Source organism: Streptomyces sp. NBC_01077 (genome assembly GCF_045162855.1).
Taxonomy (GTDB): domain Bacteria; phylum Actinomycetota; class Actinomycetes; order Streptomycetales; family Streptomycetaceae; genus Streptomyces.
Genome location: NZ_CP108669.1, coordinates 7,050,200 through 7,075,237 on the forward strand (window position 1 = coordinate 7,050,200; position 25,038 = coordinate 7,075,237).

Annotated in this window: 20 protein-coding genes; 14 read left to right on the top strand and 6 right to left on the bottom strand. The window is 72.1% G+C overall.

The annotated features are described in order from the left end of the window. Positions 1-112 precede the first annotated feature (112 nt). Positions 113-823 carry a ribonuclease HII gene (locus tag OG462_RS31990; RefSeq protein ID WP_406062930.1) on the top strand — a complete coding sequence of 237 codons (711 nt, stop codon included), beginning with the start codon at positions 113-115 and terminating at the stop codon, positions 821-823. Between the two features lie 102 nt (positions 824-925). Beyond that, complete coding sequence (locus OG462_RS31995) at positions 926-1,546, top strand: hypothetical protein (protein ID WP_406062931.1); 621 nt, start codon at positions 926-928, stop codon at positions 1,544-1,546. 59 nt (positions 1,547-1,605) lie between these two features. Here the strand turns inward: OG462_RS31995 and OG462_RS32000 are convergent, their stop codons facing one another. Together OG462_RS32000 and OG462_RS32005 are read right to left on the bottom strand one after the other, a co-directional pair. Further along, a complete protein-coding gene (locus tag OG462_RS32000; protein WP_406062933.1) occupies positions 1,606-2,235 on the bottom strand; it encodes a hypothetical protein in 630 nt (209 codons plus the stop codon). A gap of 227 nt (positions 2,236-2,462) precedes the next feature. Next, complete coding sequence (locus tag OG462_RS32005; RefSeq protein WP_406062935.1) at positions 2,463-4,646, bottom strand: RecQ family ATP-dependent DNA helicase; 2,184 nt, start codon at positions 4,644-4,646, stop codon at positions 2,463-2,465. Positions 4,647-4,787: 141 nt separating this feature from the next. Between OG462_RS32005 and OG462_RS32010 the strand changes: the two genes are divergently transcribed. From OG462_RS32010 to OG462_RS32030, 5 genes are all read left to right on the top strand, one after another. Beyond that, complete coding sequence (locus OG462_RS32010; protein ID WP_406062937.1) at positions 4,788-6,209, top strand: DUF4192 domain-containing protein; 1,422 nt, start codon at positions 4,788-4,790, stop codon at positions 6,207-6,209. A gap of 115 nt (positions 6,210-6,324) precedes the next feature. After that, complete coding sequence (locus tag OG462_RS32015; RefSeq protein WP_406062939.1) at positions 6,325-8,457, top strand: glycogen debranching N-terminal domain-containing protein; 2,133 nt, start codon at positions 6,325-6,327, stop codon at positions 8,455-8,457. A 109-nt stretch (positions 8,458-8,566) separates the two neighbouring features. Beyond that, positions 8,567-9,379, top strand: coding sequence for an NUDIX domain-containing protein (locus OG462_RS32020; protein WP_406062941.1), 813 nt, complete (start codon positions 8,567-8,569; stop codon positions 9,377-9,379). A 122-nt stretch (positions 9,380-9,501) separates the two neighbouring features. Beyond that, positions 9,502-11,259, top strand: a complete 1,758-nt coding sequence (locus OG462_RS32025) for an ATP-binding cassette domain-containing protein (RefSeq protein WP_406062943.1) — start codon at positions 9,502-9,504, stop codon at positions 11,257-11,259. A 160-nt stretch (positions 11,260-11,419) separates the two neighbouring features. Beyond that, positions 11,420-12,307 carry a FadR/GntR family transcriptional regulator gene (locus OG462_RS32030; protein WP_406062945.1) on the top strand — a complete coding sequence of 296 codons (888 nt, stop codon included), beginning with the start codon at positions 11,420-11,422 and terminating at the stop codon, positions 12,305-12,307. A 216-nt stretch (positions 12,308-12,523) separates the two neighbouring features. On the opposite strand, the gene OG462_RS32035 is transcribed toward OG462_RS32030, so the two are convergent. Next, positions 12,524-12,754, bottom strand: coding sequence for a hypothetical protein (locus tag OG462_RS32035; protein WP_188266940.1), 231 nt, complete (start codon positions 12,752-12,754; stop codon positions 12,524-12,526). On the opposite strand from OG462_RS32035, the gene OG462_RS32040 reads away from it, so the two are divergent. Further along, positions 12,687-14,234, top strand: a complete 1,548-nt coding sequence (locus tag OG462_RS32040; protein WP_406066809.1) for an RNA polymerase sigma factor — start codon at positions 12,687-12,689, stop codon at positions 14,232-14,234. The two genes, OG462_RS32035 and OG462_RS32040, sit on opposite strands and share 68 nt — an antisense overlap. A 169-nt stretch (positions 14,235-14,403) precedes the next feature. Beyond that, positions 14,404-15,222, top strand: coding sequence for a serine protease (locus OG462_RS32045; protein ID WP_406062947.1), 819 nt, complete (start codon positions 14,404-14,406; stop codon positions 15,220-15,222). 173 nt (positions 15,223-15,395) lie between these two features. Here OG462_RS32045 and OG462_RS32050 read toward each other — a convergent pair whose 3' ends face one another. Beyond that, positions 15,396-15,626, bottom strand: a complete 231-nt coding sequence (locus OG462_RS32050) for a hypothetical protein (protein ID WP_406062949.1) — start codon at positions 15,624-15,626, stop codon at positions 15,396-15,398. Between the two features lie 431 nt (positions 15,627-16,057). Between OG462_RS32050 and OG462_RS32055 the strand changes: the two genes are divergently transcribed. From OG462_RS32055 to OG462_RS32075, 5 genes are all read left to right on the top strand, one after another. After that, a complete protein-coding gene (locus OG462_RS32055; RefSeq protein ID WP_406062951.1) occupies positions 16,058-18,175 on the top strand; it encodes a type IIA DNA topoisomerase subunit B in 2,118 nt (705 codons plus the stop codon). A gap of 97 nt (positions 18,176-18,272) precedes the next feature. Continuing rightward, complete coding sequence (locus OG462_RS32060; RefSeq protein ID WP_406062953.1) at positions 18,273-19,487, top strand: sensor histidine kinase; 1,215 nt, start codon at positions 18,273-18,275, stop codon at positions 19,485-19,487. A gap of 164 nt (positions 19,488-19,651) precedes the next feature. Then, the gene (locus tag OG462_RS32065; protein WP_406066810.1) at positions 19,652-20,326 is read left to right on the top strand and encodes a response regulator; all 675 of its coding nucleotides are present in this window, start codon (positions 19,652-19,654) and stop codon (positions 20,324-20,326) included. 99 nt (positions 20,327-20,425) lie between these two features. Then, the gene (locus OG462_RS32070) at positions 20,426-20,911 is read left to right on the top strand and encodes a DUF485 domain-containing protein (protein ID WP_406062955.1); all 486 of its coding nucleotides are present in this window, start codon (positions 20,426-20,428) and stop codon (positions 20,909-20,911) included. Continuing rightward, complete coding sequence (locus OG462_RS32075; protein ID WP_406062957.1) at positions 20,908-22,500, top strand: cation acetate symporter; 1,593 nt, start codon at positions 20,908-20,910, stop codon at positions 22,498-22,500. The genes OG462_RS32070 and OG462_RS32075 overlap by 4 nt, the downstream gene beginning before the upstream one ends. Positions 22,501-22,663: 163 nt before the next feature. Here the strand turns inward: OG462_RS32075 and OG462_RS32080 are convergent, their stop codons facing one another. Together OG462_RS32080 and OG462_RS32085 are read right to left on the bottom strand one after the other, a co-directional pair. Continuing rightward, on the bottom strand, positions 22,664-23,353 hold the full coding sequence (locus OG462_RS32080) for a response regulator (RefSeq protein ID WP_406062960.1): 690 nt from the start codon (positions 23,351-23,353) through the stop codon (positions 22,664-22,666). Next, positions 23,350-25,038: an ATP-binding protein gene (locus OG462_RS32085; protein WP_406062962.1), complete on the bottom strand. Its 1,689-nt coding sequence runs from the start codon at positions 25,036-25,038 to the stop codon at positions 23,350-23,352. The genes OG462_RS32080 and OG462_RS32085 overlap by 4 nt, the downstream gene beginning before the upstream one ends.

Sequence of the window (25,038 nt, forward strand, 5' to 3'; positions counted from 1 at the left end):
TTCGAAGGGTGCCGCGCACGGGCCCGGGGACGCGGTCCGCAGGGCCCCTCGGGCCCCCGGAGGGAAACCGGGTATCGCACCCGGCACCAAGCGGCGTAACCTGTCAGGCGCCATGCCGTACGAACAACCCACCCACACCGTCGAGCGATCGCTCCGAGCCACCACCGGCGCCAAGATCGTTGCCGGAGTCGACGAGGTCGGACGCGGGGCGTGGGCCGGCCCCGTCACCGTGTGCGCCGCCGTCACCGGACTGCGCCGGGCGCCCGAGGGGCTCACCGACTCCAAACTGCTCACCCCCAAGCGCCGTACCGCGCTCGCCGCGGAGCTGGAGCGCTGGGTCACGGCGTACGCACTCGGCGACGCCTCTCCGCAGGAGATAGACGAGCTCGGCATGACCGCCGCGCTGCGACTCGCGGCCGTCCGGGCCCTCGAAGGCCTGCCCGTACGGCCCGACGCGGTGATTCTCGACGGAAAGCACGACTACCTCGGCAGCCCCTGGCAGGTCCGTACGGTGATCAAGGGCGACCAGTCCTGCATCGCCGTGGCTGCCGCCTCCGTCATCGCCAAGGTCCGACGCGACGCCGTCATGGCGGAGCTGGGGATCGGAGCCGGGGAGTACGCGGCGTACGCCTTCGGCGCCAACGCGGGCTACCCTTCGCCGGTCCACAAAGCGGCGCTCGAAGAGCTGGGGCCCACCCCTCACCACCGTCTCTCCTGGTCGTACCTGGACGCGATGCCCAGGTGGCGCCACCTCAAAAAGGTCCGCCTCTCCGCCGAGGCGGTCGCGCTGGAAAGCGGGGGCCAACTCGGCTTCGACTTCTGAACTTCCGGTCGCGGGACCCCAAGGGCCTCCCACGCGGCCGGGGTGCACATGTGTGCCCACCCGCCGGTGCCTCGCGCAGCGGCGTTTGATAGACATCCATTCATGCCTCTCATCCCCGAGGAGCCTCAGATTCACGAGAGCGCCCAGGGTCCCCGCGCCACCGCGTCGACCCCCCGTCCCGTACCCGGCCCGCGTTCCGCGGCCTCACCGCGTCCCGGACGCCCCGTTCCCGGCCCCGCCAGGCCCGCGGCGCCGGCGCAGCGCCCGCACCCCGGTGCCGGACCGTCTCCGGCGAACACTCCGGAGAATCGTTCCGATCAGCGATCCGCGCCGCAGCTCCAGCTGATCCCGGCCCCCGCCGACGGCGCACTCGACGCCGCCGAAGAGGCCCTGGACCTGCTCCTGGAGAGCGGACGGGCGCCGGGTGAGGTCCTGGTGCTCACCACCGGAGACCCGCACCCGTGGGCCACGCACGAGCTGTCCTTCGGCGAGGTGTCCTACTGGGCCCAGCAGGACACCGGTGACGACGTGTTCTTCGCGCACGCCGCCGCCGTGGAGCGGGCGACCGCCCGCCCCGTGGTGATCGTCGCCGTCAACGGCGGAGACGACGAGGCGACCGCCAAGGCCCTGCCGTCGGCGATGGCCCGCGCCGGCGCGCTGCTCGTCGTCTGCGGTGACCCGCAGCGCGTCACGACGCTCCTCGGAGCGGGCGCCGGAGTCTGACCGACCAGCCCCTCCGCCGGACCGTACCCGGCCCGGCGGGGGCCGGCTCGTCCACGCGATCAGCGCGCGGCGGCCCGGCGCAGGGGCTCGGTGGCTCCGCTCGCGGTCCTCGGCGACAGCCGGTCCAGCTCGCCCGGCCCCTCGCCGAGCGGCAGCGGAAGCGAATCGGAACTCGGACGGCGGCCGCCGCGGCCTTCTCCGAGCACCTGCCAGCCCCCTCGGGTCAGCGTGATGTACGCGCCGCAGCGGAGCCCGTGCAAGGTGCAGGCGTCCCGGAGCCCCCACATCCAGGCTCCGTCCTCCTCGGTCCATCGCTCGTCGCCCTCGCGGGAGTACAGCAGAACCGCGGTGCGTACGGGTGAGCGCCTGCGGAGGTCGTGCGGAATGACCCGCCGCAGATGCGCGAGCAGTGCGTTGCGGAACTCCCAGCCGTCCGCCGGGGACGGGCGCCGGACGAACGAGGCGCTGGCGGCGAGCCGTTCCTCGTGGTCCAGGATCGCGAGGACCGCCGTCGACGGCGTGGGCGTGTGACGCGAGTGCAGCCCGCTGACGACCTCACGTGGATTGCGCAGCAGGGGGATCCCCGCCGCGGCCCACTCGGCCGGTTCGAGTATCCGAGCGAGGCGGTTGGCGGACTCGGACGACGATCTGAGCGAGGCGGCTGTGGGCGGAGCGAATCCGAGGGTCACGGTCCTCCCTTCGGATACGCGCCCGCGCGGCGGGCAAGGTCGGGTGAGGCGCACCACGGCACAGCCCATCCGGACCGCGGACAGGGCGTGCGAGGCGGTTTCCCAATTCTTGCTGGCCCGTGGGCGAGCGGCAACGAGCAATTGAGGCCGCTGACGGGATTGCGTCGGTATGCCTCTCATATCCCTGCCCAGTTGCCTATTGTTCACTCCCCGTTTCCCCTCCTGTTTCACCCCTGGACGGCAAGCACCAGCGGGAACACCCCTTCCGCTCCGGCCCGCCGCAGCAGTCGGGCCGCCACCGCCAAGGTCCAACCGCTGTCGGACAGATCGTCGACGAGGAGCACCGGCCCCCCGGCCGCGGCCAGTCGACCACCCAACTCGGCGGAGACCGTCAGGGTGCGCTGCAACCCCACCACCCGCTGGGCACTGTTGGTCCGGGACAACCGCAGATCCTCCGCCTCCGGCGCGTACTCCACCGCACCGAGCAGGGGCATCCTGCCGATCTCGGCGATCCGCTGTCCGAGTGAACCCACCAGCCGCGGCCTGCGATGGGAGGCGACCGTGACCACGCCGGCCGGCCGCGAAGGCGCGTCCGGCGCCCCGGAGGCCCAGCCTCCGGGCCCCTTGGCCCAGTCGGCGAGCACATGCACCACCGCCTGCACGACATCGTCCGGAACCGGACCGTCCGTGGCGCTGTCGGCCAGCAGCGGACGCAGCCGGTTGCCCCAGCCGATGTCCGAGAGCCGCCCCAGGGCCCGGCCGCCGAAGGCCAGCTCGCCGGGCGGGATACGACCCTTCAGATCGACCCCGACCGCGGCGAGTCCGGTCGGCCACATCTTCCGGGGCTCGACCTCCACGCCCGGCCGGCCCAGCTCGCCCTTGGCCGCGTCCAGCGCCGCGTCGGACACCTTCGGATCGAACCGGTTCCCCGCGCAGTTGTCGCAGCGACCACACGGCGCGGCCTCCTCGTCGTCCAGCTGACGGCGCAGGAACTCCATTCGGCACCCCGTCGACGCCGCGTAGTCGCGCATCGCCTGCTGCTCGGCCGCTCGCTGCCGCGCCACCCAGGCGTACCGCTCCGTGTCGTACACCCAGGGCCGGTCCGTGCTCTCCCAGCCACCCTTCACACGCCGCACGGCGCCGTCCACGTCGAGGACCTTGAGCATCGTCTCCAGGCGGGTCCTGCGCAGTTCCACCAAGGGCTCGAGCGCGGGCAGCGACAAGGGCCTGCCCGCCTGCGCGAGCACGTCGATCGTGCGGCGCACCTGCTCCTCGGGCGGGAAGGCGACCGAGGCGAAGTAGCGCCAGATCGCCTCGTCCTCCTGCCCGGGCAGCAGCAGCACCTCGGCGTGCTCCACCCCTCGCCCGGCCCGGCCGACCTGCTGGTAGTACGCGATCGGGGAGGAGGGCGACCCGAGATGCACCACGAACCCCAGGTCGGGCTTGTCGAAGCCCATGCCGAGGGCCGAGGTCGCCACGAGGGCCTTGACCCGGTTGGCCTGGAGATCGTCCTCGGCCTGCTGCCGATCGGCGTTCTCCGTCCGGCCCGTGTACGAGGAGACAGTGTGCCCGCACTGGCGCAGGTAGGCCGTGACCTCGTCGGCCGCGGCGACCGTCAGCGTGTAGATGATTCCGGAACCGGGCAGCTCGCCGAGGTGATCGGCCAGCCAGGCCAGCCGATGGGCCGCGTCCGGCAGCCTGACCACGCCGAGGCTCAGGCTCTCCCGGTCCAGCGGCCCGCGCAGCACCAGGGCGTCCGTGCCGGCGCCCGTACCGAGCTGCTCGGCCACGTCCGCCGTCACCCGGGCATTCGCCGTGGCGGTCGTGGCGAGCACGGGAACCCCGGACGGCAGGTCGGCCAGCATCGTGCGCAACCGGCGGTAGTCGGGCCGGAAGTCGTGTCCCCAGTCCGAGATGCAGTGCGCCTCGTCGACCACGAGCAGCCCGGTGGCGGCCGCGAGCCGGGGGAGCACCTGGTCGCGGAAGTCGGGATTGTTGAGCCGTTCGGGGCTCACCAGGAGTACGTCCACCTCGCCGGCGGCCACCTCTTCCTGGACCGTGTCCCACTCTTCCGTGTTCGACGAGTTGATCGTCCGGGCGCGGATGCCCGCCCGAGCGGCCGCCTCCACCTGGTTGCGCATCAGCGCGAGCAGGGGCGAAACGATCACGGTCGGGCCGCTGCCGCGCTCGCGGAGCAGCGAGGTCGCCACGAAGTACACGGCCGACTTGCCCCAGCCGGTCCGCTGCACCACCAGGGCCCGGCGCCGGTCGGCGACCAGGGCCTCGATGGCCCGCCACTGGTCCTCGCGCAGTCTCGCCTTGCCTGTCGGGTCCGAGACGAGACGGGCGAGCACGGCATCGGCGGCGGTCCGGAGCGCGGCGCGGTCTTCCAGGGGATCTGCGTGGGTCATGCCTCCATGCAACCCGATGCCTCGGACATCGCGCGAATGAGCGCCGAACCTGTGGACAACTCGACAGGCCGACGGAAGCCCCGTTCCGGTAGTTATCCACAGGGGTTTCGGATTTCGGGAGATCACGAGACCGTCCTGACCATGAACGCGAATCACCACGAATCCAGCGGACTCTCCCGTACCCAGCAGATCACCCTGCGCGGCCCGGCGGAGCTGGCCGACGCCCTTCCGTTCGTGCTGGGCTTCCACCCCACCGACTCCGTCGTCCTGGTCGCTCTCCACGGCGAGCACGGCCGCTTCGGCGGCCGGGTCAGGCTCGGCATTCCGCGCTCGCCCCGAGAATGGGCGTCCACGGCCGACCACCTCGCCGAATGCCTCGTCGAGGGAGGGACCAGGAGCGGCACCCGGCCCGACGGCATCGTCGTCTTCCTCTGCCAGGACCCTGCGGCCGGCGAGACGGGCCGCAGGGTCATGGAACGACTGCGTCCCTTCGCCCAGCGACTGCGTACCGCCTGCGGCGCCCTCGACATCCCGGTCTACGAGGCCCTCTGCATCTCGGACGGTCTCTACTTCTCCTACTGCTGCCCCGACGCACGGTGCTGCGCGCCGGACGGCACGCCGCTCGCGCTCAGCGGTACGTCGGTGATGGCGGCGGCAGCGGCGTACGCCGGAGTCCAGGTGCGGGGCTCCCTGCGGGACATGGAAGGCAGGTTCAAGCCGTCCGGTGGCCCCGGTGAGGAACGTCAGCGCGCGGCACTCGACGCGAGCGCCGCCTCGATCGTCCCCCGGATCCTCGAGGACGCGGAGGGCAAAGGGCGGGAGGAGGTGCGCGAGACGACACTGCGACTCGCCCGAGAGGTCCTCCGTCGGTTCGCCAACCCGAAGGGGGAGGCGAGCCCGAGCGGCCACACCAGCAGCCCGACCGGCCCGAAGAGCGCGAGGGTGAGTCTCGCCGGAACCGCCGAGTGCGACGCGGCCGACGACGCCCTGGTCGAGGCGGGTGAGGCGGCCACGCTGATCCTCGGTCTCCAGGACCGGGTCACCCGGGACCGCGCCGCCGAATGGATGGAGGGCTGGGAGGGCACCGCGGCCCTGCGCCTCTGGCGCGTACTGGCCCGGCGCTGCGTCACCCCGTACCAGGAGCACGCCGCCGCGCCGCTCACCCTCGCGGGCTGGGTGGCCTGGTCCACCGGTGACGAGCCGATCGCCCGGGTCGCCCTCGGACTCGCGCTCGACGCCGACCCCGAGTACGTCTTCGCCCGGCTGCTGCATCAGGCGTGCAACGAAGGGCTCGACCCCGAGTCGCTGCGCTCCTGCCTGCGGACCGAGCGGGACGGCCGGATCGCCTCGGACGAGCCCGCTCCCGGGACCTCCCGACGGGTCCGGACGCGCATCGCCCGCCCGCAGAGCACCCGGCAGACCCTCCGGAAGCCCGGTCGCCAGACCGGCGAAGGCGAGCGCCGTTCGTCGGCCGGAGTCCGACCCGGCGGGCCCGCGACGCGGAAGCCGGGGAGCGGGGCGCCGAGGCACGGCGGGCAGCGCGGCACCAGGAGCGGCCGATGACGACCGTGACCCGGCCGCCCGTCGGCGCGTTCAGCTCTCTGGCGGAGTCGTCCGAACCGTCCCGCCGACACGTCGCCGGCCGTCCGGTTCGCACAGAGAGCACCCCGTACCCGCCATGGCCTTCAGCCCTGTCCCGGCCCCCGGCCGCCCCACCGGACCCCCGATCGGTCTCTCGCCCGGACGCCCGTCCGGGCGGCAACCCGGCACCAGCACCGGAACCGCTACCGGCACCGGCAGCACCGGAACCGGTCCCGGCATCGCGCCGCCGCGCCCGGCGCGTCCCGCGGAGCTTCCCTCGGTGCACGGCGCGCTCCTCTGCGTCGCCCTGCCCGCCTTCGCCGTCTGCGCCGAGCACGGCCAGCTCACCGGCGAGGGACCCGAGGGCGTGTACGTGGCGGGGCGACGGCTCCTGGCCCGCTGCGTCCTGCGGGTGGCGGGGCGCGAGCCCGTCGCCCTCCAAGGCCGCATGGCGACCGCCGACCGGGCGGTGTTCCTCGGCGTCCTCCGCGTCCCCGGAGACATGGGACCCGATCCCGGCCTCACCGTCGAGCGCACGCGGAGCGCCGACGGCAGCGAGCGGATCACCCTGCGCAGCGCCGTCGCCCGCCCCCTCCGGATCCCCGTGGAAGTCGCTCTGGGCTCGGATCTCGCGGACCTGGGCACGGTGGCGGCCGGTCGGCCCGGACCCGAGCTCACCGCGAGCGTCCACGGCACCGGCCTGCGCTGGACCGCCGACGACGGTCGATCCGTCGCCGTCGCGGCGGACCCGCCGCCGATGGACGCGCTGGCGGCGGCGGGGGTCCTGCGCTGGGAAGCCGAGCTGGCGCCCGGGGGCACGTTCACGGTCCGGTTGCGGGTGCGCGACGGCTCGCCCGCCCGCCCCACCGGCTCTTCGGGTGCCGCCGCCGGACGGCCCGGTGGTCACGTCCTCGCCGAGGCCCTCGCCGAGGGTGACGACCCGCGCCCGGGGGAGCTGTTGCGCGCGTCCGTCGAGGACCTGCGGGCCCTGCTCCAACGCGACCCGGCTCACCCGGCGGACGTCCACCTCGCGGCAGGCGTCCCCTGGCGCTGCGGACCGGTCACCGCCGAGGCGCTCTGGGCGGCCCGGATGGTCCTGCCCCTCGGTACCCGGCTCGCGGTTACCACCCTGCGCGCCCTCGGTCGCTCCCAACTCTCCGGCGGCGGAACCGAGTCCGGCCGCATCCCCGGACCCCTCAGGGACGCCGGTCCGCATCTCCCGCCCCGCTGCACGGGCATCGAGGCCACCCTCGCCTTTCCGGTCGTGCTCGCCGAGGCCCGCCGCTGGGGGCTGCCTGCGGCGGACCTGGAGGAGCTGCTTCCCGCGGCGGAACGCTGCCTCGACTGGCTGCGCCGGAGGGTCGGCGCGAGCGGCCTCGTACCGGACCCGGGGCCCGCCGGGCCCTGGCGGGCCGAGACGCAGGCACACGCGCATCGCGCGGCGCTGCTCGGAGCGGACCTGCTCGACGCCTGTGGGAGGCCCGGGGGAGACCCGCTGCGCGACACGGCAGGGACACTGCGCGAGCGCTTCCGGCAGGAGTTCTGGCTCGACGACCGGGCCGGGGGCCGCCCCGCCGTCGCCCGCGGACCGGACGGCCGGATCTGGCCCCAACTGGGTGGCTGGGCCGCGCATCTGCTCGACACCGGGCTGCTGGGCGGCGGCCGCGTTGCCCAGGGCCTGCTCGACAGGACGGAGACCGAGCAGGTGGCGAGGCTGCTCGGCAACCCGGCCCTGGACTCCGGCTGGGGGCTGCGCAGCCTGGGCGCCAAGGAGCCGGGACACAACCCGTTCGGCCATCGGGCGGGTGCGGTGCGGGTCCACGAGACGGCGGTCGCCGTGGCCGGACTCGCCGCCGTCGGCCACGAGAAGGAGGCCGCCGCCCTGCTGCGCGGGCTGCTCGACGCGTCGGAGGCGTTCACGTACCGGCTGCCCGAGATGTATTCGGGGGAGCATCGGACGGCGGGCGGGCGCCCGGTGCCGCACCCCGCCGCGTGCCGGCCGGCGGCCGTCGCGGCCTCCGGAGCCGTGCACGCGCTGCTCGCCCTCGCCGGAATCCGGCCGGACGCGCCGGGCCGGTCCGTGTCGACGTATCCACTGCGGTCGGCTCCGCTCGGAGCGATCCGGTTCTCGGGGCTCGTGGTCGCGGGTGAGCCGTTCGCCGTGCGGGTCGGCAGGCTCGGTCTCGGTATGGTCGAGGAGGCCGCCGAGGGCCTTCAGCTGGGGGTGTGACGGGATGCCGGGCACAGACACGAGGGAAGCCTCGCGACAGGGCGAGGAAGTCCTTGCAGATGACCCCGAGGGGCGTGTTTATCGTCAGGAAGACGACTATGATCGCGGCATGCCTCCCTACGACCCGTCGGCCTTTCCGCCCTTCGCCGTCACCGTCGATCTGGTCGTGCTCACCGTGCGCCGCCATGCGCTCTGCACCCTGGTCGTACGACGGGGAGAAATGCCGTACCAGGGGCGTTGGGCGCTGCCCGGCGGCTTCGTGCGCGAGGACGAGGACCTCGGCGCGGCCGCCGCGCGTGAGCTGGTCGAGGAGACGGGCCTCTGCGCCCACGATCCGGCCGCCCCGCAGCCCGTACCGAGCAACGGTGCTCACCTGGAGCAGCTGGCGACGTACGGGGCGCCGGACCGCGACCCCCGCATGCGGGTGGTCAGCGTCGCGCATCTGGCGCTCGCCCCCGACCTTCCCGCGCCGCGGGCCGGCGGCGACGCGAACAGCGCCCGCTGGGCCCCTGTCGAGGAACTGCTCGGCGAGGATGCCCTCGCCGGGACCGCGGAGGTCGTCGGAGCGGCCGGGGACACCCTGGGCGAGGAGGAGGAAGGGGGCCCGGCGGCGCTCGCCTTCGACCACGCCCGGATCCTCGCCGACGGGGTGGAGCGCGCCCGCTCCAAGATCGAGTACTCGTCCCTGGCCACGGCCTTCTGCCCGCCGGAGTTCACGGTCGGAGAGCTGCGGCGCGTCTACGAGGCCGTCTGGGGCGTGGCCCTGGACCCGCGCAACTTCCACCGGAAGGTGACCGGCACGCCCGGCTTCCTCGTTCCGGCCGGTGGCACCACGACCCGTCAGGGCGGGCGCCCGGCCCAGCTCTTCAGGGCAGGTGGGGCCACTCTCCTCAACCCGCCGATGCTGCGTCCCGAGGTCTGACGGACCGGTGTTTCCGGCGCCCCTGAGCGCCAACCTTGCGCTGAAAGTCCGAAATGTAGCGTTATCTTGCTGCGATAGCGCCGCCCTGCCGCGGAGCGATGTCACCTACCGCGAGAGAAGCGATGCTCCAGGCAATCGGACTGACCAGCATTCCCCGCCGCGATCGCCCGCCCGCCGTGGACGATCTGACCTTCGAGGCCCGGCCGGGTGCCGTGACCGCTCTCCTCGGCTCCGCGGGCTCCGGCAAGACCACCGCGCTCCGGCTCATGCTCGAACTCGAGCCGGGCCGTGGCATCACCTACTTCCGTGGCCGGCCGCTGCGCCGCATCGCCCACCCTCCGCGCGAGGTCGGCGTGCTCCTCGGCGACGTCCCCGGGCACCCCTCCCGCACGCTCCGGGGCCAGCTGCGGATGCTCTGCGCCGCCACGGGGGTTCCCGCCTCGCGGGCCGTGGAGCTCACCCGGGCCGTCGGCCTCGACGGTCTGGAGCGCCGGCGGATCGGCACCCTGCCGATCGGGGCCGATCGCCGACTCGGCCTCGCCTCGGCCCTGTTGGGTGCCCCTCACACCCTGCTGCTCGACGAGCCGGGCGCCGGCCTCTCCGTACCCGAGAGCACCTGGCTGTACGAGCTCCTGCGGGCGCACGCGGACGGCGGGGGAACCGTGCTCTACACCACGGACGATCCGAAGGACGCGGCCCGGAACGCCGACCGGGTCGTCACGCTCGACGCCGGCCGGCTCGTCGCCGACCAGGACGTCGCCGAGTTCGCGCGCACCCGGCTGCGCCCCCGGGTCGCCGTCCGCACTCCCCAGCCCGCGCGGCTGGCCGCGGTCGTGACCCAGGAGGCCAGAGCCGCCCGCCGCCCGGTCGAGGTCGTCGCCGAGGAGGGCAATCGCCTGTCCGTCTACGGGAGCGACTGCGCGGCGGTGGGCGACACGGCGTTCCGTCACGGTGTACCGATCCACCGGCTTGCCGCCGAGACCGGAGACGCCGGGCCCGTTCCCCGTACCCCGGAGGGAGGCGTCCGCCCGGTGTCCGGCTCCGAGCGTGAGGCCGCCGCGCCCCGCGACTCCTCCGCCGACGAGCCGGGTGGCGCCCGGAGGCCTGCCCGGTCGCCCCTGCGACCGCTGCGGTACGAGATCCATCGGCTCCTGGGTGTGCCGTCCACCCCACTCGTCGTGGCGGCCGCCCTGCTCGGCTCCGTGATCCTCGCCGTGCTCCTCGGGCGGGGCGGGCACGCCGCCCTGCCCGCCGTCCTGGCCGGCTGGCCCGCGATCTCCCCGCTGCCGCCCGCGGCCCTCGGGGCGGGACTGCTCGGCGCCTTCTCCTTCGGCGAGGAGTACCGCTACCCGGCGCTCACCGCGGGCCGGGGAGCCGTGCCCCGCAGGCCGGGCCTGCTGCTGGCGAAGCTCACCGTGGCGGCGGCCGTCGCCATGCTGCTCGGGGCGGCCGTCGCGGTGGTGGATCTTGAGGTCCTGCGGTTCGTCTACGGCGGAGAGTTGATCTCCGTGCCGAGGAACTGGCCGACGCTCTGCGTGAGTTGGCTGGGGCTGATCGTGGGCTGTGCCTGGGCCGGGGTGCTCGGTGCCGGGGTGTTCCGGGCGGCGGCGGCCGGGGTGGCGGCGGTCCTCGCGGTACCGGTCGCCTTCGTCCCGCTGCTGCAGAAGGTACTGACCGGACCCTCGGTGCGGTCGGCCGCCGGACTCCCGGCGCGGCTCCGCGAGTTCGCCGGTCCGCAGTGGTCCCCGGCGGTGGACCGCTGGCTGGCGGGGGGGCTGCGGGTGCTCGGGCAGCCCGCGGGGGTGGCTCTCTCGCTGACGTTGACCGGGTTGCTCTGCGCCTATGTGTTCACCGGCCTTCGCCGTAAGGCACGTTGGTGATCACTTGCGGATCAAAAGGTTCCGGTTCGAGATCAACTCCCTTGGAATCCGCCAGATATGTCCGATTAATCGTCAATTGTGTAGGGGGTGCCGATCACCCTTTCGTGTGCTTTTCACCAAAGACCTCAAGGGTCACGGAGGCAACGCCGACAAAGGATGCGTGAGTACCCTTGCGCACACCATGATGACCGCCGCCCGCTCCGTCGAATCCGGCCTCGGCGCCCCGGGCGAACTCGACCGCTACCCCTACGCGGAGGCGCCCACCGCCGGCCGTGTGGGCCCGCCCTCCTGGGAGGGGGTGGACACCGACCTGGGCCGTGTCGGCCGCCGGAGCACCGGCAACCGGGGGCGAGGGCTGCACGGGCAGCTCGTCCAGCAGCTCGGCCAGATGATCGTCTCCGGCGATCTCGGGGCCGACCGCCCGCTCGTCCCCGAGGAGATCGGCCAGCGGTTCGAGGTCTCGCGCACGGTCGTCCGCGAGTCGCTGCGCGTCCTCGAGGCCAAGGGGCTCGTCAGCGCCCGCCCGAACGTCGGCACCCGCGTCAGGCCCGTCAGCGACTGGAACCTCCTCGACCCCGACATCATCGAGTGGCGCGCCTTCGGCCCGCAGCGCGACGACCAGCGCCGTGAGCTGAACGAGCTGCGCTGGACGATCGAGCCCCTCGCCGCCCGCCTCGCCGCCGGACACGGCCGCGAGGACGTGCAGCAGCGGCTCGCCGACATGGTCGAGATCATGGGTCACGCGTTCGCCCAGGGGGACGGCATCACCTTCTCCCGCGCCGACACCGAGTTCCACTCGCTCCTCATCCAGCTCGCCGCGAACCGGATGCTGGAGCACCTCTCCGGCATCGTCTCCGCCGCGCTCCAGGTGTCCGGCGGCCCCGTCACGGGCTGCGATCGCCCGAGCGAGGCCTGCCTCGCGCACCATGCCCGGATCGTCGACGCGCTCGCCACGGGCGACGCCCTCGGCGCCGAGACCGCCATGCGGGCGCTGCTCACGGTCCACCCCGAGGTGGAGCGCGTCGTCCCCGCCCCCCGCGAACACTGACCCGCGGGCCGTGGCCGGGAGCGCGGAGGCGTGGGCATCACGTGCCGCCGGGTCCGAGCGTCACCCGGGGAGCCTGGAAGGGGTTCCCCGGGTGACGCCAGGATTCCGGCGGCGTGAATGTACGCTTATGTATCCCTCTGCGTCGGTTTGTCGCACATGAGGTGTGACTCGGGCCACGAAGATTGGGCGTAACACTCCTCCGAGCCGTGCGATGACCTAAGAGGTGACAGCCGAGGAAGGAATACAGCAGCCGATGGAGGCGCTGTGCAGTTCCCCGGTCCAGCCCGCGCCGTCGGCACATTCCCCGTCGACGGTCGTCGGCTCCAGCCCGATCCAGGGCGGGGCCGGAAGCCGTTTCCATCGTTCCGAGAGGTTGTTCGTGTCGGCCAGCACATCCCGTACGCTCCCGCCGGAGATCGCCGAGTCCGAGTCTGTGATGGCGCTCATCGAGCGGGGAAAGGCTGATGGGCAGATCGCCGGCGATGACGTGCGTCGGGCCTTCGAGGCTGACCAGATTCCGCCAACCCAGTGGAAGAATGTTCTGCGCAGCCTCAATCAGATCCTCGAGGAAGAGGGTGTGACGCTGATGGTCAGTGCAGCGGAGTCGCCGAAGCGCGCCCGTAAGAGCGTCGCAGCGAAGAGCCCGGCCAAGCGCACCGCCACCAAGACCGTCACTGCCAGGACGACCGTGACGAAGACCACCGTCACGGCCGCCACGGCCTCCGCGGCAGAGGGCGCCGACCCGGCCGACGAGGCCGGATCCGCCGCCAAGAAGGCGGCCGCGAAGAAGACCGTCGCCAAGAAGACGGTGGCCAAGAAGACCGTCGCGAAGAAGACGACGGCCAAGAAGACCGCGTCCAAGAAGGACGCCGACGAAGCCGTCGAGGGCGAAGAGCTGCTCGAGGACGTCGCGCCCGGCAAGGGCGAGGAAGAGGAGACCGAGGGCGAGAGCAAGGGCTTCGTCCTGTCCGACGACGACGAGGACGACGCTCCGGCGCAGCAGGTCGCCGTCGCCGGTGCCACCGCCGACCCGGTCAAGGACTACCTGAAGCAGATCGGTAAGGTCCCGCTGCTCAACGCCGAGCAGGAGGTCGAGCTCGCCAAGCGCATCGAGGCCGGCCTGTTCGCCGAGGACAAGCTCGCGAACTCGGACAAGCTCGCGCCGAAGCTCAAGCGCGAGCTGGAGATCATCGCCGAGGACGGCCGCCGGGCCAAGAACCACCTTCTGGAGGCCAACCTCCGTCTGGTGGTCTCCCTGGCCAAGCGTTACACCGGCCGCGGCATGCTCTTCCTGGACCTGATCCAGGAGGGCAACCTGGGTCTGATCCGCGCCGTCGAGAAGTTCGACTACACCAAGGGCTACAAGTTCTCCACGTACGCCACCTGGTGGATCCGTCAGGCGATCACCCGCGCCATGGCTGACCAGGCCCGCACCATCCGTATCCCGGTGCACATGGTCGAGGTCATCAACAAGCTCGCGCGTGTGCAGCGTCAGATGCTCCAGGACCTGGGCCGTGAGCCCACCCCGGAGGAGCTGGCCAAGGAGCTCGACATGACCCCTGAGAAGGTCATCGAGGTCCAGAAGTACGGCCGTGAGCCGATCTCCCTCCACACCCCGCTGGGTGAGGACGGCGACAGCGAGTTCGGCGACCTGATCGAGGACTCCGAGGCGGTCGTTCCGGCCGACGCGGTGAGCTTCACGCTCCTCCAGGAGCAGCTGCACTCGGTGCTCGACACGCTCTCCGAGCGTGAGGCCGGCGTCGTCTCGATGCGCTTCGGTCTGACCGACGGCCAGCCGAAGACGCTGGACGAGATCGGCAAGGTCTACGGCGTGACCCGTGAGCGGATCCGTCAGATCGAGTCGAAGACCATGTCGAAGCTGCGTCACCCGTCGCGCTCGCAGGTGCTGCGCGACTACCTCGACTGATCCGTACCTCGACAGGTCCGTGCGCGCCACGGACCCGAGGCAGGAGCGGTACGCGGAAGGGCCCGGTTCCCCGAGGGGGAGCCGGGCCCTCCGGCTGTGCGCGGGTGCACGGCGCCGTCACGTGCTGGACGCTGGGTGAACCGACATCACCGGAGAGTCAGGAGGCTCCATGCGTGGTTCCCTCACCCGAGCATTGACGGGTGCTCTGGGCCTGATCGCAGCAGCGGCGGGGCAGCTGGCCACCGCCGCACCCGTGGCCGCCGACAGCGTCGTGGTGGGCGGCCGGCAGGCCCAGATCACGGACGCGCCGTGGGTCGTGGCGCTGTCCAGCCGTGACCGGTTCGGGGGTACGCGCGCGGGGCAGTTCTGCGGGGGCGTACTCGTGGCGCCGACCAAGGTGCTCACGGCCGCCCACTGCCTGGGCCGCGAGGTGCTCGGCGGCGAACCGTGGGAGGTGCGCGACTTCGTGGTCATCGCGGGCCGTGCCGCGCTGAGCGGGCAGGGCGGGCAGGAGGTGCGGATCTCGGACACCTGGGTCAATCCCGACTACGACCCGACGACGAACTCGGGCGATCTCGCGGTACTGACGCTGGTGAGCGCGCTGCCGCAGTCGTCCGTGATCGGCGTCGCCCGTGCGGGAGACGCGGCGTACACGCCCGGTACGGAGGCGGAGGTCTACGGCTGGGGCGACACGACCGGCAACGGGACCTATGCCTCCACGCTGCGGACGGCACGGGTCCAGGTGCTGCCGGACAGCGCGTGCGAGCGCGCGTACCCGGGCGGATTCGGCGTCCCGTACCGGGGCGACACGATGCTGTGCGCGGGCGACCCGCAGGGCGGCAAGGACGCGTGCCAGGGGGACAGTGGAGGCCCGCTCGTGGCGAAGGGGCTGCTGGTAGGCCTGGTGTCCTGGGGCAGCGGCTGTGGGCAGGCTGAGAACCCGGGGGTGTACACCCGCGTCTCGGCGGTGCTTCCGGCGCGCTTCTGATCGGGTCCTCTGATCAGGTCCTCGAATCAGACCCTCAGATCGGGTCCCGGGGATGTGATCGGGTCCCGGATGCGCGGGATACGAGAACGGGCGGCCACCCCCCTTGGGATGCGGGGGTGGCCGCCCGCCGTCCGGTCAGTGGCCGGATCTGGGCTCGTCGTGGATGCGAGGCGTCAGTGCTCGTCGCCCATCGTGCGGGCCGGCACGTCCGTCAGGCGGTCCGTCTCATCCTGTATCTCAACGGCGATCTTCTTGAGTTCCGGCTCGAACTTACGTCCGTGGTGGGCGCAGAAGAGCAAGTCACCTCCGCTGGTCAGGACGACACGCAGGTAGGCCTGGGCGCCGCAGCGGTCGCAACGGTCAGCGGCCGTCAGGGGGCTCGCGGGGGTCAGAACAGTAGTCACGTCGCCTCTTCTCTAGCTCGACGAGCTGTCGTACCAGGGTCAACATCCAACCAGGCCGAAAACGTTCCCGCTCGCGGCTTTTCCTTGAAACTTCTTCTCGGTGGCTGTCTGCTGCCGGTTGGCGGCGAATGAGCCGTATTGCGTCGCTCTACGGATTTCGCGTTGCTTGTGTCGGTCAGTCCTCCCGGCGTGGTTGCCGGTTGTTCATGAGGACGTGCCCGGAGCCTAAATGGTTCATGCCTGGAAGGGAACGTGATGTTCGCGTCACCCCATTGAGGGATCGAACATCCATGCGAGGCTGGACTAGCATGAGGAATCGGGGAGGGTGGCGTGACAACGGCTCTACCAGGCATCGGTACCCTCTGACCGATGACCGACGCCGGGCCTTACCCCATCGGGCCAGATTTCAAATTCAGCGAGGAGCGAACCGCGTGACCGCCGAAACGTCCGTGCCGTCCAGTGCGCTGCTGACCGCAGACCGTGACGCTTCCAACTACACCGCGCGGCACCTGCTCGTACTCGAAGGGCTCGAAGCGGTCCGCAAGCGCCCCGGTATGTACATCGGGTCGACCGACAGTCGCGGCCTGATGCACTGCATCTGGGAGATCATCGACAACTCGGTCGACGAGGCCCTCGGGGGCTACTGCGACCACATCGAGGTCATCCTCCACGACGACGGATCCGTCGAGGTCCAGGACAACGGCCGAGGCATCCCGGTCGACGTCGAACCGAAGACCGGACTCTCCGGAGTCGAGGTCGTCATGACCAAGCTGCACGCCGGCGGAAAGTTCGGCGGCGGGTCGTACGCCGCCTCCGGCGGCCTGCACGGCGTCGGCGCCTCCGTGGTCAACGCCCTGTCGGCCCGCCTCGACGTCGAGGTCGACCGGAACAGCGCCACGCACACGATCAGCTTCCGCCGGGGTGTCCCGGGCATCTTCACCGAGCAGGGCCCCGACAGCCCCTTCGATCCGGGCAACGGCCTCCGCAAGGGCAAGCGCGTTCCCAAGACCCGCACCGGCACGCGCGTGCGCTACTGGGCGGACCGGCAGATCTTCCTCAAGGACGCCAAGCTCTCCCTGGAGACGCTGCACCAGCGTGCCCGCCAGACCGCCTTCCTCGTGCCCGGCCTCACCATCGTCGTCCGCGACGAGCGGGACCTGGCCGGAATCGGCAAGAGCGAGGAGACCTTCCGCTTCGACGGAGGCATCAGCGAGTTCTGCGAGTACCTCGCGCAGGACAAGGCCGTCTGCGACATCCAGCGCCTCACCGGCATGGGCACCTTCAAGGAGACCGTGCCGGTCCTCGACGAGCGCGGCCACATGACCCCGACCGAGGTCACCCGTGAGCTCGCCGTCGACGTCGCCCTGCGCTGGGGCACCGGCTACGACAGCACGGTCAAGTCCTTCGTCAACATCATCGCCACCCCCAAGGGCGGCACCCACGTCTCGGGCTTCGACCAGGCCGTCACCAAGACGGTGAACGAGGTGCTGCGCTCGGCGAAGATGCTGCGCGTCGCCGAGGACGACATCGTCAAGGACGACGCCCTGGAGGGGCTCACGGCCGTCGTGACCGTTCGCCTCGCCGAGCCGCAGTTCGAGGGGCAGACGAAGGAGGTCCTCGGTACGTCCGCGGCCCGCCGGATCGTGGCGAACGTGGTGGCCAAGGAGCTCAAGGCGTTCCTCACCTCCACCAAGCGGGACGCCAAGGCGCAGGCCCGCGCCGTCCTGGAGAAGGCCGTCGCCGCCGCACGTACCCGGATCGCGGCCCGCCAGCACAAGGATGCGCAGCGCAGGAAGACCGCGCTCGAGTCCTCCTCGCTTCCGGCCAAGCTGGCCGACTGCCGCAGCGACGACGTGGAGCGCAGCGAGCTCTTCATCGTCGAGGGGGACTCGGCCCTCGGTACGGCCAAGCTCGCCCGCAACAGCGAGTTCCAGGCCCTGCTGCCGATCCGCGGCAAGATCCTCAACGTTCAGAAGTCGTCCGTCTCGGACATGCTGAAGAACGCCGAGTGCGGGGCGATCATCCAGGTCATAGGAGCGGGCTCGGGCCGCACTTTCGACATCGACGCGGCCCGCTACGGGAAGATCGTCCTGCTGGTCGACGCCGACGTCGACGGGGCCCACATCCGCTGTCTGCTGCTGACGCTCTTCCAGCGCTACATGCGGCCGATGGTCGAGGCCGGGCGGGTCTTCGCCGCCGTGCCCCCGCTGCACCGGATCGAGCTCGTCCAGCCCAAGAAGGGCCAGGACAAGTACGTCTACACGTACTCGGACAACGAGCTGCGCCAGACCCTGCTGGAGTACCAGCGCAAGGGGGTCCGCTACAAGGACGCCATCCAGCGCTACAAGGGCCTGGGCGAGATGGACGCCGACCAGCTCGCGGAGACCACGATGGACCCGCGGCACCGCACCCTGCGCCGGATCAACATCGGCGACCTGGACGCGGCGGAGCAGGTCTTCGACCTCCTCATGGGCAACGACGTGGCGCCCCGCAAGGAGTTCATCACCGGCTCCGCGGCGACCCTCGACCGCTCGCGCATCGACGCCTGAGGCGTTCCACCCGTGGGTGGAGCAGGACGCTCCACCCACGGGCCGATCACACCTCCGGCGACTCTCCGTAACATGAAGATGTCGGAGGGGGACGGGCATGGAGGAGAAGCGCGACCGAGCGCGCATGAGGACCGGCGAGGCGCTGGGGGGCTCCTGGAGCGCCTGGCCGTCACGCGAGGCGCTCACCCGCCTGGGAGTGCCGCGGGGGCGCATGGTCCTCGACTACTGCTTGATCGCGGGCCTGAGCGTCTGGGTGCTGAGCGGCTGCTACACCTCGGGGGCCTTCGGCGGCTGGTTCGCGCCCGTGCCTCCGATCGGGTTCGGACTCTGTGTGATGGCGGCCCTGGGGTACCACCACACAACTTTGGGCCATCGGCTGCCGGCCTCGCTGGGGCTCCTGGCGGTGATAGCACTCTGTGGTCTCGGGGCCTACGCGGCCGACGCCCCGACGTCGGCGACCGTGATGTGGATAGTCGTCTCGGTCATGGCGATGGAGCGGCTGCCGCTCCCGGTCGGCCTGGCCACCGTGGCGGTACTCGTCGCCGGCTTCGTGGAGGCCGACGAGACCGGGATGCTCGGAGCGGGCGTCACCACGGCGGCCGTGCTCCTCGCGGGTTACTCGCTCCGGCTGGACGCCCAGGCCCGGGGTGCGGGGTTCCAGCTGCTCGCCCAGGAGCGTCTCGCCCGGGAGGCCGAGGCCGCTTCGGGGGCGCTCGCCGAGCGGGCCAGGATCGCCCGCGAGATACATGACGTGCTCGCGCACAGCCTCTCCGCGCAGATGGTGCATCTTGAGGTCGCACGGCTCCAGATCGAGTCGGGAGCGGAGCCTGCGGAGATCCTCAAGCTCGTGACCTCGGCCCGCTCCATGGCCAAGGAGGGCCTCGCCGAGACGCGTCACGCGCTGTCGGCGCTGCGCGGTGACATGGTGCCCGTCGAGGACTACCTGCGGGACCTGGCACGGGAGGACCGCGCCCAGGTCGACGTCACCGGCGAGCGCCGCGCCCTGCCCGCAGAAGCGTCCCAGGCGGTACGACGAGTGGCACAGGAGGCTCTCACCAATGTCCGCAAGCACGCCCCGGGAGCCCGGACACGGATCCGGCTCGCCTACGAGCAGGACCAGATCTCCCTGGAGATACGGGACTCCGGGCCACCTCCGACGGCCGAGGACGGTCTCGACGGGTACGAGCTCGGCTCCTCAGGCTCCGGATACGGGCTGCGTGGCATGAGGGAGCGCGCCGAACTGCTGGGCGGCAGCCTCGACGCAGGGCCCGTGGGGCAGGGGTTCGCGGTGCGGCTGCGAGTGCCGGCATGAGCGCCCCGGAGAGCGCCGACCGCGGCCAGGGGGATCTGCCCACCCGGGATTCCGGTGTGCCTGAGGGGCCCTCCGCGGACGGGAGCCCCGGTGCTCCTGAGAAGGCTCGGGTGGTGCGGGTGGTGGTCGCCGACGATCAGGCCGTCGTGCGGGAGGGCATCGTGATGCTGCTCGGGCTGCTTCCCGGGGTCGAGGTCGTGGGGGCGGCCCGGGACGGAGAGGAGGCGGTCGCCCTGACCGCCGAACTCGAGCCCGACGTGGTCCTGATGGATCTGCGGATGCCCCGCTGCGACGGCGTCGAGGCCACCCGGCGGATCCGCGAGCGGTATCCCGGGACGGAGATCGTGGTGCTCACCACGTACGCCGACGACGAGTCGCTGTTCCCCGCGCTGCAGGCCGGAGCGCGGGGGTACCTGACCAAGGACGCGGGCGGGGAGGAGATCGTACGGGCCCTGAGGGACGTCACCGATGGGCGGGCGGGGCTTTCCCCCACGGTGCAGCGGAGGTTGCTGGAGCAGCTGTTGGAGCGGGGGGAGGGGCCCGAGCGGGCGGGGCCGTCGGATGGGCCTGGACCGCACCCGGCGGACGTGGGTGCCACCGCCGGGCCCGCGGCCCCGGAGGCCGACGGGCTCACGGAGCGGGAGACGGAGGTGCTCGTGCTCGTCGCCGACGGGCTCTCCAACCAGGAGATCGCCGGGCGGCTGCGGATCTCCACGGCCACGGTGAAGACCCATATCAACAATCTCTTCGCCAAGACGGGGGTGCGCGACCGGGCACAGGCCGTGCGGTACGCATATCAGCACGGTCTGGTCAGGGCGCCCGGGCGGAGAGTCACCTGATGGAGTGAACAGCGGGAGGAGAAGAGTCCGGGATCTTCCCGCTCTGTCCATCCTTGGGCAGGCGGCCGAAACGGTTCGCTTGACAAGGAGAGTTGGCCGGTGGAGCAGGTGGACAAGCAAGAGGGGCTCGACGCTTCGGCGGTGCCCTTCGACGACCCCTGGTACGACGCGACGGCCTCCGGCCGGGACGAGCGGACGGGGGCCGGGGCTCCCGGCGACGGTCGCCCCGACGCGGTGCCGCGACAGCGGGTCCACAGTGCGGCGGAGATCTATCTGGAAGTGCAGCGGAGCCCCGCCTTCCAGGAGGTCCGCAGCCGCTACCGTCGGTTCGCCTTCCCGGCCGCCCTCGCGTTCCTCCTCTGGTACCTCGCCTATGTCGTGGCGGCGACCGCCGCACCCGGCCTCATGGCCAGGCCGGTCGCCGGAGTGGTGAACGTGGCGATGGTCGCGGGGCTCGGGCAGTTCCTCACCACCTTCCTGCTGGCCTGGGCGTACGCGCGCCACGCGCGGCTGCGCAGGGACCGGGCCGCGCTCGAACTGCGCTGGGACACACAGGAGATGACCCGAGGGGTGGCGCGACCGTGACCGGAGCCCACCAGACCCTGGCGCTCGTGCTGTTCAGCGTCTTCATCGCCGTCACCCTGGGGATCACCACCTGGGTGAGCCGCAACCGGCACGGTTCGGCCGAGGAGTTCTACGCCGGGGGCAGGCTCTTCTCGCCCATGGAGAACGGTTTCGCCATCGCCGGCGACTACATGTCCGCGGCCTCCTTCCTCGGCATCTCCGGGCTGATCGCCCTCTACGGCTACGACGGCATGCTGTACTCCGTCGGATTCCTCGTCGCCTGGCTGGTCGTCCTGCTGCTCGTGGCCGAACTGGTCCGCAACTGCGGGCGGTTCACCCTGGCCGACGTCGTCGCCGCGCGGATGGCCGAGCGCCCGGTGCGGATCGCCGCCGGAACGTCCTCGGTGGCCGTCTCCGTGCTGTACCTCGTGGCCCAGATGGTGGGCGCCGGAAGCCTGGTCGCCCTGCTGCTCGGTGGCACCAGCGAGGCGGCCCGCTCATGGACCGTGGTCGGCGTCGGCGCGCTGATGGTGATCTATGTGTCGCTCGGCGGCATGCGGGCCACCACCTGGATCCAGATCGTCAAGGCGGTCCTGCTCATGGCGGGCACGATCGCGCTCACCGTTCTCGTCCTGCTCCGCTTCCACGGCGATGTGAACAGCCTGCTCTCCACCGCGGCCGAACGCAGCGGCCACGGCCTGGACTTCCTCGCCCCAGGCCTGAGATACGGCGGGGACTGGACCGCCCGGCTCGACTTCATCAGTCTCGGAATCGCCCTGGTCCTGGGCACGGCGGGGCTGCCCCACATCCTGTCGCGCTTCTACACCGTGCCGACCGCCCGGGCCGCCCGCCGCTCCGTCGTCTGGTCCATCGGGCTCATCGGCAGCTTCTACCTGATGACCATCGTGCTGGGCTTCGGCGCGGCCGCGCTGATCGGTCCCGCCGAGGTCCGCGCCTCCAACGCGTCCGGGAACACCGCCGTACCGCTGCTCGCCCTCGACCTCGGCGGCGGCGCGGGCTCCACCGGCGGCACCGTGCTCTTCGCGATCGTCGCGGCCGTCGCCTTCGCGACCATCCTTGCCGTCGTCGCGGGGATCACCCTCGCTTCCTCGGCCTCCGTCGCCCACGACCTGTACAGCTCGCTGCGCCGCCGGCATGCGAAGCAGTACAGCGAGGTGACCGTGGCGCGGATCGCCGCCGCGGGGATCGGCGCGGCCGCCATCGGCCTGGGCCTGCTCGCCCGCGACCTCAACGTGGCCTTCCTCGTCGGTCTGGCCTTCGCGGTCGCCGCCTCCGCCAATCTGCCGGTGCTGCTCTACTCGCTGTTCTGGCGGAAGTTCACCACCCGGGGCGCGGTCTGGTCGGTGTACGGCGGCCTGATCCCGGCGGTGCTGCTCGTCCTTGTCTCGCCGGTGGTCTCCGGCAGTCCCGAATCGCTCTTCCCCGGCGTCGACTTCCACCTCTTCCCGCTGCAGAACCCGGGAGTGGTCTCCATCCCGCTCGGCTTCCTCGCCGGCTGGATCGGAACAGCCACCTCGACCGAGCCGCCCGACGAGGCACGACACGCCGAGACCGAGGTCCGGGCGCTGACCGGCGCGGGAGCCGTCTGACCGGAGCAGACGCCGTCCACGGGCGGACCTGAGCCGTTCACGGGCGGGCCTGAGCCGTTCACGGGCGGGCCTGAGCCGTTCACGGGCGGGCCTGAGCCGTCCGAAGGGCCTGAACCGTCCGAAGCCCTGAGCCGTCCGAAGGGCGTCAGCCGTCCGACCGGCCTCAGCCGGTGGACGGGGAGGTCGCCCAGGCGTAGCGGTGTTCGGGGCGGCCCGTCTCGCCGTACCGGAGCGAGAGACGGACCCGGCCGGTGCGTTCGAGGAGTTTGAGGTAGCGCTGGGCGGTCTGCCGGCTGACGCCGGCCCGCTCGGCGATCTCCTGGGCGGACAGCGGCCCACCGGCGGCGAGCAGCACCTGCCGGACCAGTTCGGCCGTCGTGGGGGAGTGCCCCTTGGGCAGGTCGGGGGCGACGGAGCCCGCCGACAGGACCCCGAAGATCCGGTCCACCTCGGCCTGCTCCGCCTCGCCGCCGCTCTCCAGTGTTTCCCGGAGTGTCGCGTACGCCTCCAGCTTGGCGCGCAGCCCGGCGAAGTTGAACGGCTTGACCAGGTACTGGAGGGCGCCGTGCCGCATCGCCGCCTGCACGGTGGCCACGTCCCGGGCCGCCGTCACCATGATCACATCGCACTGGTGGCCGCGCGCCCGGAGCTCGCGTACGGCCGCGAGCCCGTTCCCGTCCGGCAGGTAGTGGTCCAGGAGGATCAGATCCACCGGCTGCTCGTCCAGGGCGGCGAGTGCCTCGGCGGTCGAGTGGGCGACGGCGGCGACGCGGAAGCCGGGCACCTTGGCCACGTAGGCGGCGTTGATCCGCGCGACCAGCACGTCGTCGTCGACGACGAGGACGTCGATCATCGGGTCTCCTCGACGGGTTGCGGAACAGGTTCCCGGACAGCCACGTCCGGTTCGGGTTCCTGCTCCGCCAGGGCGTCAGGGAGGACGACCGTGAACTCGGCGCCCCCGTCGGGCCCGTCGGTCACGCGGGCGGATCCGCCCCGGCGCTCGGCGAGCCGGCGTACCAGGGCGAGACCGAGGCCGCGCTTTCCGTGCGACGGAAGCGCCTTCGTCGACCAGCCCTCGGTGAAGATCAGCTCGCGGCGCTCCTGGGGTACCCCCGGGCCGCTGTCCGTGACCCGCAGCACGACCGTACGCCCGTCGGCGCGGAAGGAGACGTCGATCCGGGCGCCGGGAGTGCCGGCGACGGCGTCCAGGGCGTTGTCGACGAGGTTGCCGACGACGGTGACCAGCTCGCGCGGGTCGACGAGCCGGTCAGGGAGGAGCGAGTCGGGGGCGAGCCGCAGCGAGACGGCCCGCTCGGCGGCGACGGTCGCCTTGCCGACCAGGAGCGCCGCGAGCAGCGGGTCGTGGACCTTCTCCGTGACCTGCTCGGCGGTGGCCCGGTGCACGCCGACCGCCTCGGTGACGAACTCGACCGCCTCCTCGTGCATCTCCAGCTCCAGGAGCCCCAGAAGGGTGTGCATCCGGTTGGCGTGCTCGTGGTCCTGGGCGCGCAGGGCGTCGATCAGGCCCCGGGTGGAGTCCAGCTCGCGCCCGAGCCGCTCCAGCTCGGTGCGGTCACGGAGGGTCGCCACGGCGCCGCCGTCGTCCGTCGGCATGCGGTTGGCGATGAGGACCCGGTGCCCCCGGACGGTGAGCAGGTCCTCGCCCGTCACCCGGCCCGCGAGGACATCGGCGGTACGGCCCCGGCCGAGGACCTCGTCGAGCGGCCTGCCCGCCGCCTCCGGGCCGAGGCCGAGGAGCCGCTGCGCCTCGTCGTTCAGGAGCCGTACGGAGCCGTTGCGGTCCAGGGCCACGACCCCCTCGCGGATGCCGTGCAGCATGGCCTCGCGTTCGGCGAGCAGCGCGGAGATGTCGGAGAAGGCCAGGTCGTGGGTCTGCCGCTGCAGACGCCGGGAGATCAGATAGGCCGCCAGGGCGCCGGCCGCGAGTGCTCCGCCCGCATAGGCGAGGAGGCCCGGGATCGCGGCGAGGAGCCGGTCACGGACGCTGTCGTACTCGATGCCGACCGAGACCGCGCCGACGATCCGCCCGTCCGCGTCCCGCAGCGGCATCTTGCCGCGCGCCGAGCGGCCCAGGGTGCCGCTGTCGATCTCCATCACCTCGTGCCCGGCGAGGACGTCGCTCGGATCGGTGGAGACGCGCCTGCCGATCTGGGCGGGGTCGGTGTGCGACCAGCGCACCCCGCGCGTGTCCATGACCACGACGTACTCGGCGCCCGTGGAGGTCCGGATCCGCTCGGCCTCCGTCTGCACCGGGCCCCGCGCGGACGGCTCCGTACCGGTGAGATCCGCGGCCAGCCGGGGTGACGCGGTGGTTCCGGCGATGGCCAGGGCGCGCCGCATGGCCTGGTCGTCGAGCTGGGCGCTGAGCGGGGCGAGGAAGAGCCCGGTGGCGAGGACGGTCACACCGGTCGCGATGGCCAGCTGCATCAGCAGGACCTGCGAGAACACCCGCTGCGGCCACCCGAACCGCCGACGGCGCGCGCGGGGGCGCGGAGGGCTGGTCTGTGCGGGGCTCAT

Coding starts and splice junctions, on each gene's coding strand:
- OG462_RS31990 (WP_406062930.1), top strand. CDS start 113: ATGCCGTACGAACAACCCACCCACACCGTCGAGCGATCGCTCCGAGCC.
- OG462_RS31995 (WP_406062931.1), top strand. CDS start 926: ATGCCTCTCATCCCCGAGGAGCCTCAGATTCACGAGAGCGCCCAGGGT.
- OG462_RS32005 (WP_406062935.1), bottom strand. CDS start 4,646: ATGACCCACGCAGATCCCCTGGAAGACCGCGCCGCGCTCCGGACCGCC.
- OG462_RS32010 (WP_406062937.1), top strand. CDS start 4,788: ATGAACGCGAATCACCACGAATCCAGCGGACTCTCCCGTACCCAGCAG.
- OG462_RS32015 (WP_406062939.1), top strand. CDS start 6,325: ATGGCCTTCAGCCCTGTCCCGGCCCCCGGCCGCCCCACCGGACCCCCG.
- OG462_RS32020 (WP_406062941.1), top strand. CDS start 8,567: ATGCCTCCCTACGACCCGTCGGCCTTTCCGCCCTTCGCCGTCACCGTC.
- OG462_RS32025 (WP_406062943.1), top strand. CDS start 9,502: ATGCTCCAGGCAATCGGACTGACCAGCATTCCCCGCCGCGATCGCCCG.
- OG462_RS32035 (WP_188266940.1), bottom strand. CDS start 12,754: ATGAGCGCCATCACAGACTCGGACTCGGCGATCTCCGGCGGGAGCGTA.
- OG462_RS32045 (WP_406062947.1), top strand. CDS start 14,404: ATGCGTGGTTCCCTCACCCGAGCATTGACGGGTGCTCTGGGCCTGATC.
- OG462_RS32060 (WP_406062953.1), top strand. CDS start 18,273: ATGGAGGAGAAGCGCGACCGAGCGCGCATGAGGACCGGCGAGGCGCTG.
- OG462_RS32065 (WP_406066810.1), top strand. CDS start 19,652: ATGCTGCTCGGGCTGCTTCCCGGGGTCGAGGTCGTGGGGGCGGCCCGG.
- OG462_RS32080 (WP_406062960.1), bottom strand. CDS start 23,353: ATGATCGACGTCCTCGTCGTCGACGACGACGTGCTGGTCGCGCGGATC.
- OG462_RS32085 (WP_406062962.1), bottom strand. CDS start 25,038: ATGAGCCCCGCACAGACCAGCCCTCCGCGCCCCCGCGCGCGCCGTCGG.